The sequence below is a fragment of the Anaerobiospirillum sp. NML120511 genome, from assembly GCF_023050955.1.
Taxonomy (GTDB): Bacteria; Pseudomonadota; Gammaproteobacteria; order Enterobacterales; family Succinivibrionaceae; genus Anaerobiospirillum.
In genome coordinates, this window is sequence record NZ_JALKIK010000019.1 from 31,517 (window position 1) to 44,520 (window position 13,004).

Below are 13,004 nucleotides of genomic sequence, written 5' to 3' on the forward strand. Positions count from 1 at the left end.
GCAGACACCTGGCTTTCTCCTCAGCCCGGTCTGCAGTGGCGGTTGCCGCAGATATCTGACATATGACATAAGTTTATTTCTGGTCGGTACAGGTTCCACAGGACTGTTACCATGAAGTTCAGCCTGCAGCTAAGGCTGCACCAGGGGCTGCACCTGAGGCTTGAGCTGATGCTTCAGCATGTCGCACAGCTCTTACCTGTCTAACTCCGTCATAATGTCAGTATGAAGCCTGCCGATCCACAGAATTTCGTGATTGTAAGGATGGGCATGCACTTTAGCGCTGGCATGTCACAGCCATACTTTAATGTGGGGGAGTCAGATCGTAATAACTGCCATATGGCTTCTGCCAGCTTACGGCGGCTGTTACGGTTGGAGTTTTGGGGCTTATGGAAGAAAGCACTGTCAGGTATGACTCTGGAAAAATGTGTCATTACGAGACTGCATCAAACATGATCGGTCCGTCAGTGCTGACCATTTTTTACCGCCTGACCTCAATAGTGCTGGTATTACGGGCCCTGTTCAGTTTTATTGTTGTCCTTCCTGCGGTGCGATTTATCCTTTCTGCCGCACTGCTGTTCCTTCCTTTTAGAAGTCATGCACTTCTCACTGAAATGTGGGAGGCTGGCCGTCTTGATTACTCCTATGGCGGAGCTGAAGTAGCCGCCTTTGTTAACACACGTGAACAGATCCAGCTTCAGGTAGTGCTGTGCTCACGCCATCAGCCTTATGCCTACCGTCTGAGCGTGCTCCTGCCTCATGAACACAGTGCCTCAGGCATTATGCCGGTCAACCTTAATGTTGATGGCACAGTCACTCATGTCTATGCCGAGGTCCAGGGCAATTCTCTTGAATTTCAGGTGGGCGCCAATTTCCTGATTACTCTGCCTGACAGTCCTAATTTCGAAATGGAATTTACCAGGGATGACGCTCTTTTTCTCAAGATTCCCCAGGTTATTTCCTTTTCCATGAGCAATGCCAACCTGGTTTTAAGCGAGGTGGCCCGCTCCTGTGTAACTCTCAGCAATGAGCATAATTTCAGCAGCAACCAGCAGCTGCTGTCCGGTATTTTATGGCCACGCCATGGCTTTAACCGCCATCATGATTCTGAAGTCGACAGGCGCGCTGTTATCTCGGGCAATATGAAGCCCTCTACAGGCAAGGCTGATAATGTCATTGCCAGCGCATCACCTTCCGGCAGCTCCTCTGACTCCTCAGCCTCCACAGGATCAAAGCCACATAACAATGGCGCTGACGCGGCCGGAGCCGCTACAGCTGCAGGAGTCTCAGCTGGCACGGCAGCCAGAACGGCAGATGGATCCGCAACCGGCGCAGCCCAGTCTGCAGCTGTCTCTGGTCAGGGCGCGGCCGGAGCTGTAAAAGCCGGCAGGGCAGAGAGCATGGGCGGCCGGGACCATCCGGTAAGTGTTGCTCAGCGCGGCAGTGCCGGAGGGGGCAGCAGCAGCGATGATGATGAGACCTATCGCGATATTGACAGTCTGTGTCTGCGCTACAACTATGAAAGCAAGATTGAGCGCCCTGTAGTTAACGGCCTCGTAAGCTCCATTGACTCAGTAAATGAGATGCCGCTGTTTGTGCTTACAGACAAGTGCCGGGCGGCTCTTGATGACATTTATGAGGCTCATGGCAAACAGGCTCTGTCATTCCTGCCTGAGTTTTTCAAGGATCCTACCGGTCACTATCAGCGCTATGTCATGCTGTGGAATAACGTGCTGCTTGATACCTCTCGTATGGATTTCAAGCATCCTGACCGTCATCTTGATGATTTTGACTACTACCTGACACTGTTCTCGCTCTTTTCTGATACCCGCATCCGTCAGTATCCTCAGAGCTATTACGACATTCTCAAGCTCAAGGAAGATCCGTCCACTTTCCTTTACACCATGGACAACCGCTATGAGCTCGAGACGGTCAAGTATGCTTCAGTGCTGTCACGCCGCCTGACCGGTTTTCTTTCTCCGCAGCAAAATGCCTCTGAGGCTATTAGTGCCTGGCATAATTTCTACCAGGAATTAAGCAGCGCTCTGCCGCCAATCAGCAAAGCCCAGGCTATAAGACCGGTACTGTACCGTCAGATGCTGATGCGTATATGGCGTCTGGCCGGATATCCTGAGTCACTGCATCTGAGACCCAAGTATACCTTTGTTCAGGGTACCAATGGCAAGACAACCACCCGAGAGCCGCTTGAAGCACGCTGCTCGGTATTTGAAGGCTCCAATGGCGATCAGTTCTTCTTTGCCAGCAGTGACTGTGTGCGCAGTATCAGTACTGATTTGCGCAATCTGGGCATGATTAATCAGGAGTATCAGGAAGTTCTCAATAACTGGGATCGTTTTGCCCGTGAGTGGACAGCATCGGTTTTCTACAGTGATGATGCTCAGGATGCCGTAGGTGAGCATCTGCGCTCAGGATTTGCTCTTACCATGCTTTCGCTTTACAAAAATTATGGTTTTGGAGATTACTTCCTGCTGCGCAAATGCATCTCCAGCCGTGACAGCGATATCTGCGCCTATGAGGCCAATACCTATTATGAAAGCTACTACAGCGACCTGCGCAAAACAGTAGCTTCCATTGCCTCTGTTTCCAGTCAGGATGCCAGGGAGCTCAAGCGTCTCAATGACCTGTGGGTCAAGTATTACGAAAGCCTCAAAACTTATACCCGCAATCTGGCTCAGCGCAACAAAATACCTCTGTGGCGTGCCGCCTTTGTTCAGGGTGTGGCTGTGACCTCCCAGTCTGAGGCCATACTGAACTCCCTGTACTTCAGTCAGGCCTTTGCCGGCAGCCGCTCATCTCTGCCTACAGATGACTTCTGATACCCAGGCTTTCCGGACATCAGTCTTTCCAGCATCATTTTTTCCAACATCAGTCCTTCCCGGCACAGAGCTCCCCTGCCTTCCCGGCACAGGGCTGTCCTGCCTGCCGGGCTTACAGAATGTCCTTGCTACCTGACTGCCAGACTGCACTGGCAGCCAGGCTCCGTTATTGTCACCCCTTTGTCTGTTTTTCTGATCCCCATGCTTACTGCCCCGTGACTACGGGATTGTCTGGCCTGTGCATACTGCACTCTGGCTTTGTGTTAATAACATATGACCTGCATTGATGCCCTCCAGGCATTGCTGTGATTGAAGCCTCCTTGCGGGGTCGCTTGCAGCAGTCATCATTTGATCAGGATCAGGTGACCTTACTGGTATGGCACAGGAGTCGCCTTTTAAATCTGCGCATGGAGTACTTGTAAGCGAAGGATAAAGCTCAACAGCTCAACAGAGCTTATGGCAGTAAGTTATGGTATCTGAAAGTTGAGCTCAAAGGCGTAACTTCAGGTGTGAGCGCTTTATGCAGCATGACATTGAATGCAGCATGGAGCGAAGCTGTGAAAAGGCCAGGCGCTGGAGCGGGGGATGGGGAAGGATATGGAACAGTGAAAAGGACAGAGCCTTAAGCAGGTATAAGAGCTGTGAATAAAAAGGTATAAGGAAATGGTCTTGTGGCTGGAGGGTAGCCGTGGAGCAGGTATCTGTCTGTGGAGGTTGTTTTAGGAAGGAGAGGAGGACTCTCCTACACATAATATATCAGAGGTCATTATACCCCATGACTGCACATTCAATGAAATATATGGAGCCGCTCTCTTTTGAGAGCAGGATGGAGGTACAGGAGAGCAACATCCTGTACTCCAGCCGCTCTGTTCCATCCGTTCAGTCATGGCGTCTGCCACCTCATTGCCCGCCTTGAAAAGAACTTCCCGTCCAGCAGCATTCAAGAGCCTCCACTAAGTCAGGACAGCTGTGTCCTGACAGAGGAGGCTTTGTCGTCTTTGAGCAGTTCAACTTATCAGACCTGCGTTTTCTGCTCATCCTGCGACAAGGGCTCACAGTGCTGTGTCATATAGAGCATGACCCTGGTTATGGGTCATATTTGAGCCATGAGGCTGAACATGATGCTGAGCCCAGGCCCTGGTTTATGATTGCCCGTACTGTCATAAGGAAAAACAAAGAGCATACTGAAAAATCAGCATGCTCTTTGTTTTTATGAGGATAACACCTGATAGCCACACTCACAGGACATATGGCCTGTGGGGCATTGCCGGACAGCGGTTCATGGACTGCAAGTCTGACCTGCCCTGCCCTGCCCTGCCCTGGTCTCAGGGGCAGCTTAGATAGCGGTGAACTTGTAGGTGATAAAGCGCTTTAAAGGCTGCTCAGGGGTAACTGGAGGATTTAAGGCTCTGAAAGCTTCCAGATGTGGAGCATCAGGGTAGTATTCAGGCTCGAGAGCAAAACCTTCCCATGGGCCGTATGGTTTACCGGTGTCACGGGCAATGGCAATTTCAGGAGTGCCCTGGTTGATAGCATTGCCTGAATAGAACTGAATAGCAGGGTAGTCAGTAAAGACCTCGAGCTTTACCTGAGTGCCATCGATCTTTTCACCGGTAATGGTGACGCAAGGCACGGAAGCATTGCCGCCATCACGGATAAGGAAAGCATGGTCGTAGCCGTTGGTGTACTTCATGTTTTCATCACCTTCAAAGTCAGCTGGGCTGTCGGCCAGCTTCTTTGGAGAGGTGAAGTTGAAGTTGTCAGTTCTGTCGGTACGGGCAGTTGACCTGTAGACCTCGCCTGTTGGAATGGCACGGGAATCAATAACCAGAATTTCCTCGGAGTTGAACTGGGCAACATGGCCAAGAACTGAGCTCTGATGACCATTTAGGTTGAAGTAGGAGTGGTTGGTAATACAGGCCGGGCATTCGTGATCACAGGTACCCAGATAATCCATTCTCAGAGCGCCGTCATCACCAAGACTGTAGCTGACAGTGAGATCAAAGTTGCCTGGAAAACCCTCATCGCCATCAGGGGAGTGATGCTTTAATACCACAGTTGAGGAAGTTGAGCTTTCAACCACAAAGCGGCACTTGTCAAAGCCCACCTCACCGCCGTGGAGAACTACGTCCTTGCCACCACCTACAGTAAAGGTCTTACCTGCAGCAGTAAAGGTGCCCTTGTCGATGCGGTTGGCATAGCGACCGATGGTGGCTCCCATATAGCAGTTCTGTCTGTGGTAGTCCTCAGGACGGGCAGGACCGATGAGCATTTCGCGCTTGCTGCCACCTGCAACAGGAACCTTTATGGAGTGAATGGTTGCACCCCAGTCCATAATGGTTACCTCCATGCCGGAGGCATTGGTCAGAGTAAAGAGCTTTGGATTTTGTGGGAAGATATCGCTCATAGTAATCCTAATAACAGTTGGGAGGAACAGGGGCGGGCGCTGCACATGCAGCACGGATAAACTGGGCACTTTACATGTTATTACTGCAGCTGCCATACACGACTTTGCCTGAGTCCTGTCAGGCCCTCACAGCTGTGTTATGCGCCGGGCAGGTGCTGGCAGGAGCGGGTGTGGCGGCCTGAATTGCTGCCGCTGCATCAGCGTTTTTTGGGTTCTGCTGTCCAGGACAGGGCAAGTTGCAGCAGGCGGGCCATGGCATAGCAGGCAGCAGACTCCCCGAGTGCAGCGGACAGCCGGAGGGCAGCAGCCAGTCCGAAGTCAGCAGCCAGCCGTAGGGCAGCAGACAGCCGGAGTTGTCATGTGTTCAGCCTCCGCCGTGATATGGCCTGAGGTTCGTAAAGCCGTGCAGACGGCTTGTGCTGCTGAAAAGTCAGGCATGTAGTGCCAGCTGATATTTTATATCGAAAAGGGCGCAAGGGCCATTTTCCTGAGATTTGCGGCCGGTATATCCATGCCTGTCATACCACTTAGGCTTTTACCCCAGGTGCTCTTGCGTGCAATGGCACATTATGAATCTTGCGCCAGTGCAGTTGCAATGGATGCATGCCGTTATGCTGATCCGGGTGCACGCTCACGGGATAATAATGTGATAAAGCCCGATATGTGGACCTGTCTGAGCGTATGCAGCCATAGGGGGAGACCGTGCTTTGTGCCTTTGTGCGGGCATGTGCATATGTGTCAGCAAGGGTATGAAATTCGTGAATTATTGCTGAAATTCTGATCTAACTATGTATAATATGCACCGACCGAAGATCGGTGATATTTTTCGGAAAAATTCAGTTTTTCCGCAGCTGTCACCTCATCCCACGCCAGAGCTTTTCCTGGATCAGCTAATGACTGATATGGCCCTGTAAGTCCATTGTCCGGTCAAGCTGTAAAACTGACCGGCGCAGACCTTAATCACACAGCCAGGCGTCAGCTTATCAGGAACAAAAAACAGCCGTTGTCAGGTCCTTACCTGATTTTTGTTCATCCATCCTTCCTTGTGTTACCCGCTTTTGATTAACAGAACTGATATGAGCATCGGTGTTCATATCCTTTTTGCCATTGTTTTGTGCAAACGTTTTCTTTGCCAGGGATACGGGTTTTTAGTGACAGGAAAGGCAAAAATGTAAGGACAGTGCAAGCCCTTCACAGGAGGGCCGGGTTAGGAGCGGGGACTGGTGATTGATGGCCGGTAACCAGTGTTGCTGTCAGCATCTGGCAGACTACAGGCAAACGGCCATGTGCACGCACAGTCACGTTAATGTGCAGACATGCTGCTGCCTGTGGTGCCAGCGTGCCGACATGCAGGCATGCCAGTTGCCCGCAGGGCATGGCCATGGCTTGCCAGGCCCTGGACATTCCGGGCAATGTGATGCCATTCCATGACTGTGTCATGGCTGTGATTCCAGTAAAGGGAGAGCTGTGCATTGTCAGGCTGATAATGTCGCTGTTGCGGTCAGTGAACTTCCTTAACTCTGACGGTCAGGTACCTCCTGAACTTTGTCAGATAAACGCTGTGAGTTAAGGGCGGTCCCGGGGCATGAAAAGCGGTTTATGTGACTGACAGATGTCAGCTGGATTAAGCTGCCGTATGTTCCTGTGATGCGGTCCGTGGCGCATGGGCGCTGCTGGCAGATTTGCTGTCAGCTCAAGGCCGGTATCTGAGCTCTGTCAGTGTACCGGCTGCAAGATAGTGCGCCGTCTGCAAGAGAGTGCACCGGCTGCAAGAGAATGCACCGCCTGCAGGGGTATTTATCACCTGTCAGTACCTGTGTCTTATGGTGCTGCAGCTGTGATTTTAAAAGTCCCGCCAGGGCGGAATCAGCGCAGTTGAGTGCGCGGCGGCAGTGATGTCGTATCAAGCGGGGCGGCAGCAGTGCCGCCAGATTTTTTTTCTGCGTATGCAGTGTGGATATGCGCCGGAGTTAATGATTACTTCGGAGCGCCGGTCATGGCAATCGGACTTTGCTGTCATGTGGACAACAGGGGAGAGCGCGATTGAGGGATGACACTGGCAGGGCGTTGCCTCACCGGATCAGCTCCGGTATGGCAGGAGGCCTGAGCATATGGTGTGTATGGGCAGAACCTGATGGCACAGGAAAGGGCTTATGTCGGGCCATCAGGCAGGGAACAGTAATTTTTACGGTTGGATAAGTAATGTCAGATTTTGTCAAAGAGCAGGAACAGTCCCAACTTTACGGTGAGCAGGGCTCATCTGCTGATGGTTCTGTATACAGAAAGAAAAGTGCCCGTACCGCTTTTGTAACCGAAAGCACTGGCGCTGATCAGAGCCTGCTGTTACAGGGAGATGATGATGACTCCCTGGATGATGATTACCCGATTGAGGATGCACAGGAGCATATGAGCTCAAAGCGTACCCCTGCCCCATGGAGCTCTGCTCTGGGCGCACCTGTTGAAGATGATTTTATTCCTGAAGGCTATAAGGCTCACGGCAGTCAGCTTACTCCTGATTCTCAGGAAGATTATGAGGATACTGACGAAGAGTTCTGTGAGCGCGCTGATGACGACTGTTACTGTCAGGATGATGCTGACTGTGATCCTGATGAAGTTGAAGATAACGTTCAGGGCGATGATCTTGACGATGCCGATGAGGGCGACGATGAGGTCAACAGCGTCGATGCCGAGGCTGAAGAGCAGGCTGAGCATGCCGGCATGAGCACTCTGCTGGCTGCCGGTGATGAAGAGGATGATGACGACTCTGATGAGGACGAATTTGTCCAGGAAGAAGAGGACGGCGAGACCTTCGAGGCTCTGGGCCTGAGCTCTGAGCTGCTGCGCGCCATTAAGGACCAGGGCTTTGAAAAGCCAACTCCTATACAGCTGCGTTCCATTCCGGTAATGATGTCCGGCCGTGACATGATTGGTCAGGCTCAGACCGGTACCGGTAAGACTGCCGCTTTTGCTCTGCCTGTCTTAAGCTGCATGCCAAAGCGCCAGAAGAATATCTTCGCTCTGATTCTCGAGCCTACCCGCGAGCTGGCTCTGCAGGTTGCCGAGTCCTTTACCCGCTTTGCCCGTCATATTGACGGCTTCCGCGTAGCTCCTGTTTATGGCGGTGCTTCCTATGACAGCCAGATTCGCTGCCTGCGCCAGGGCGCTCAGGTGGTAGTTGCCACTCCTGGCCGTCTTATTGACCTTATTGAAAAGGGCCGTCTTGATTTCTCTGATGTGCAGTACATCGTTATTGATGAAGCTGATGAAATGCTGCGTATGGGCTTTATCGATGATGTGGACTGGATTCTTGACCAGGTAAATTCCGATCATCAGACTGCGCTGTTCTCAGCTACCATGCCTCCGGTAATACGTCGTATTGCCCGCTCTCACCTGACTGATCCTGAAGAGGTTCATATTGAGTCCAAGACCACTACAGCCGCTACCGTGCGTCAGCGTTACTGGGTGGTTTCCGGTGCCAATAAGATTGATGCCATGACCCGTATGCTCGAGGTTGAGCCATACGAGGCCTCCCTGGTATTCGTACGCACCAAGACCGATGCCGAGGAGGTGGCCAATCAGCTGACTGCCCGTGGTCTGCAGTGCGCTGCCTTGCATGGCGATATTCCTCAGCGTCAGCGTGAAAAGATTATCGAGCGTCTCAAGCGCGGTCTTCTTGACATCATTATTGCCACCGACGTAGCTGCCCGTGGTCTTGATGTTGATCGTATTACCCTGGTATTCAACTACGACATCCCTTACGATGCCGAGTCCTATGTGCACCGTATTGGCCGTACCGGCCGTGCCGGCCGCAATGGTGAGGCCATTCTGTTCGTAACTCCAGGTGAGCGCCGTGCTCTGCGCCGTATTGAGCGTGTTACCCGTCAGCGCATTGAGCCTATGGCCATGCCTACCATTGCTGACGTAAACCGCCGCCGCCTTGAGAATTTCCGCAAGCAGATCGTCGATACTATCGATGCCGGTGGTCTTGATGACTATCTGGAGTTCGTCAATAACCTGCTCGAAGAGGGCACCATGGAGCCAAATATGCTCTGTGCCGCCCTGGCACGTATGGCCCAGCGCGATGGCCGTCTGCTGCTTGAAGAGTCAGGTCGTGAGCCTAAGATGCGCTCCTTTGATGATCGTCCTGAGCGCGGTGAGTTCTCCGAGCGTGGTGGTCGCCGTCATGAGCGCCGCTCCGGTGGTCCATCTGCCGAGGCCGTACCATTACACGACTTCCCTGATATTGCCATGGTGCGCTACCGTCTGGCCGTAGGCCGTCGTGACTCGGTTAAGCCAGGTCAGATTGTCGGTGCCATTGCCAATGAGGCTAATATCGAGAGCAAGTACATTGGTGAGATTTCCATCTACGACAGCTTCTGTACTGTGGATCTCCCTGAGGGCATGCCGGCTGAAACCCGTGAGATTCTGGCCCGTGCCCGTGTCTGTGGCCGCTCACTTGATCTGCGTGTCTATACCGCTGAGCCACCTGCACCACGTGACCGCTACCGTGACCGCTCTGATCGCTTTGATCGTGGTGACCGCCGCCGTTCCGACCGTGGTGATCGCGGTGATCGTGGTTTTGAGCGCTCACGTCGTGATGAGTTTGATTACATGGACGAGGGTGAGTACCGTCATGAGAAGGGCGATATTAATGGCAACTCCATTAACTACCGTCCAGGCGGCTCCCGTCGCAGCGCTCCACGCGATCGCGGCTTTGCGCCTCGTCCGGGCTTTGATTTTGGCTCAGGCCGTCGTGACAGCCGTCGCTCTTCAGGTGCATCACGTCCACGCCCACGTCTGGGCAGCTCCCGTCGCGGCTACTGATAAACGCCCGCCGCGTGCCGCTCCGGCAGCCGCAGGCACAGCTGCTGCCGCTGCCGCAGGCACAGCCACGGTTGTTGCAGCAGCCTGGGCGGCAGTTTTAGCTGCATCTGCCCAGGCAAAGCAGGACGCAAAGTGACGGTATTCAAATTGATTACAGGGCCCTGATCGGTTTAGTCCGGTCAGGGCCCTGGTGCATTCTAAAACCAGTGAGTGATGCGTCATGAGCGGCTGCAGAGCAACTCAGTGGAGCATCTGCAAAGCACCTCAGTGGATCAGCTGCAGAGCTGCTCAATTGCGGGTGCAGAGGCTGTCAAAGGCAGGCGCAGGACCAGGTCAGGGGCAGGGCCCGTCATGGGCAGCTGCAGTAATTGGCTGCAAGCTGGCAGTGCGGCTGCACCGCTCCTATGCGCAAAGGCGTCGTGACAGCACATGCTGTCCTGATGCTGTCAGCACAGGCCTGGGGGCAAGTGAGATGCCAGTCGCAAATTAAAAGCTAATGTATTGATTCAGATGGTAATGGGGGTAGTGTAGTATGTGTTATGGCAAAGCTGCTCTGAGTATATGACTCAGGGCTGTGGCGCCTGTGAGCACTGTCGCCTGACCTTGCAGCGCCTCCGTCAGGATAAGCTGTAGTCTGGTAATGCTGTTGCATGGCGGGACCTCCGTCAGGCTGGTCCTCCGTCAGGAGGTGGTGTTGCCTGGTGGGGCTGCTGTCCGTAATGCTGTCGGCAGGTGGACCTGTCAGTCGTTTCTTTGAGTATCACAAGGAGAATGGTATGCCCGAATATTCATCAGTAGTCGGAGCCGTGGTCAGTTTTCTGGATTGCCCATGTACATATTTTGCTCCCATGATCGATGACGATCCTCTTACAGAAGCTTATGAAAAGGCCATGGATGAGTTTGTCCGCAAGGGCGAGCACTTCCCTGTATTTGTCATTCCTTCAGATACCCTGCTCGAAACCCTGATTATGAACTCTGATCCTGATGCTGAAAGTAATGATGATGAATGGTCAGCAGAAAATGTTCAGCAGTTCCGTGCTGCCATGCTTGAGGCCGACACCTCCGATGGAGAGCGCCGCCTTGGGGATCTGATTAACATCACCCGTGAGGTGCTTGAAGAGCCTGAGGCTTTTGAAAGCATGCTCCATGAGGAGGGCGGTGTGGTCGAATCCCAGGATCGTATTATTTCCTGGTGGGATTACGATACCGGCATGACCCGTCATATTGTCCTTGCCATGATTCCTGTCATGCGCCCATGGCAGATAATGGCCTGGCTGCCTTTTGGTGGCTGGAATGACTGCCCTAACAATGAGTCGCTGATGAGCATTGCACGTCTGTGGTATGAAAAATATGGCGCCGTTCCGGCCGTTATCAGCTCCGATTCCATGGAATTTGTCCTGCAGTCTCCGGTACCGGAAAATGAGGCGCTGGATCTTGCCATCAAGCATTATGCTTTCTGCCCTGACATTATCGAGCAAAGTGACGGCATTACCATTCCATCTCATGCCGAAGCCCTGAAAAAGTCGCTCTCATGGCCATTCTGGTGGGATTAAATCAGGCCCAGGATCAGGCCGGCAAAGTGCCATTCAGGCAATGAAAAAAGGACCTCATTGAGGTCCTTTTTTCATTGGGGCGCGCCAGCCGGGCCTGTGGCCAGGCTGCAGCCTGACCGCAGAGCGGGGCGGGCGGTCAGACTACGCGTGGCGGACGGCGCACAAAGAAGAGAATGAGTACGCCCAGGGCCGATATGATCAGGCTGGTCTGGTAGATGATGACATAGGAGCCGCTTTCGGCCATGGCGATAAGACCGCCACCTGCAATCTGGCCTGCAGTGGAGGCGTTGATGTACAGGGAGGTTGCCTGACCTGGAATGCTTGGCAGCAGCTCCTGGAAAAATACCATGCCCATGGAGGCTACAAAGGCAATATACAGAGCGGCAAAGAAAGAGGATGCCAGCAGCTGATTTCTGGTGGTGCTCATCAGAAATACCGCCAGGAATACCGGCATGGCAATGGCTCCGATAATAACAATGAGCTTAAGACCAAAGGCCTTGGACAGGCGTGCTGCCAGGAACATCAGTGGAATTTCAATAAAAGCAGCAAGGCCCAGCATATAGCCTGGCAGCTCCTCGGCCATCTTGAGCTCCTGTGTCAGATACAGGGGCATGGTCGTGATATATGAGGAAAAGGCGGTAAAGAGAAAGGCAGTGGCAAGGAACAGAGCCATTACTGAGCGGTTGGTCCACCATTTGATGTGGTTGTCCTTATTGGTAATGGACTTGTCCAGAACATTGGGCAGAAAGAAAAATGAGGTCAGACAGACTACGGCAAACATCACAGCAGTGACGATAAAAAGCATGTCAAAGCTGTGGCCTATGGCAATGGCATAGGCAAGCGGTGGTCCTACTACCCAGGACAGTGAGGCAAGGGAACGCAGGAAGGTGGCAAACATGATGGAGCCGCCCATATAGCGCACCGAATACTCACGTGCTGAAGCAAAGATCTGAGGGAAAGATACAGGGTAGGAGCCAAGGCATATAAGTCCCAGGGTACACAGCACCAGGAAGGAAGGATGCATGTACAGCAATATGGAGCTTGCGATGCCGAATATTGAGGAAATACAGATAATGGCCGGTCGCTGCAGGCCCATGTCAGAAAAGCGCGCCACCGTCTGCACAATAATAATGGTGGCTAAGGGCAGCAGGATGAAAAAAATGGAAATCTGCAGCGGGCTGAAGTGCAGCTTCGTGTTTAAAAACAGCGACAGCACCGGGTTAAACAGCGAGCTGGCAGCTGACACCAGAATACACATGGCAATGTAGGTTGCAGTGTTACCACGACGGTTGGCGCCAAGAGTTTGCATGAAAACCTCATAACACAAAAGGTCCAGACAGCATGCCTTATGTTACCGGGAACATATAAGGCGGCAGTGCTGCTGTA

At 52.8% G+C, this 13,004-nt stretch carries 5 protein-coding genes; 3 read left to right on the plus strand and 2 right to left on the minus strand.

The window, feature by feature from the left end:
- Nucleotides 1–545: 545 nt before the first annotated feature.
- Nucleotides 546–2,834, plus strand: a complete 2,289-nt coding sequence (locus MXE39_RS06830) for a hypothetical protein (RefSeq protein ID WP_247073891.1) — start codon at nucleotides 546–548, stop codon at nucleotides 2,832–2,834.
- Between the two features lie 1,336 nt (nucleotides 2,835–4,170).
- On the opposite strand, the gene MXE39_RS06835 is transcribed toward MXE39_RS06830, so the two are convergent.
- Entirely contained in the window at nucleotides 4,171–5,241 is a 1,071-nt protein-coding gene (locus tag MXE39_RS06835; protein WP_246978114.1) for an aldose epimerase family protein, read from the minus strand.
- Between the two features lie 2,202 nt (nucleotides 5,242–7,443).
- On the opposite strand from MXE39_RS06835, the gene MXE39_RS06840 reads away from it, so the two are divergent.
- The gene (locus tag MXE39_RS06840) at nucleotides 7,444–10,065 is read left to right on the plus strand and encodes a DEAD/DEAH box helicase (protein WP_348647473.1); all 2,622 of its coding nucleotides are present in this window, start codon (nucleotides 7,444–7,446) and stop codon (nucleotides 10,063–10,065) included.
- A 776-nt stretch (nucleotides 10,066–10,841) separates the two neighbouring features.
- Nucleotides 10,842–11,618 carry a DUF4253 domain-containing protein gene (locus MXE39_RS06845; protein WP_246978115.1) on the plus strand — a complete coding sequence of 259 codons (777 nt, stop codon included), beginning with the start codon at nucleotides 10,842–10,844 and terminating at the stop codon, nucleotides 11,616–11,618.
- Nucleotides 11,619–11,754: 136 nt separating this feature from the next.
- Here the strand turns inward: MXE39_RS06845 and MXE39_RS06850 are convergent, their stop codons facing one another.
- Nucleotides 11,755–12,927: an MFS transporter gene (locus MXE39_RS06850; RefSeq protein ID WP_246978116.1), complete on the minus strand. Its 1,173-nt coding sequence runs from the start codon at nucleotides 12,925–12,927 to the stop codon at nucleotides 11,755–11,757.
- Between the last annotated feature and the right edge of the window lie 77 nt (nucleotides 12,928–13,004).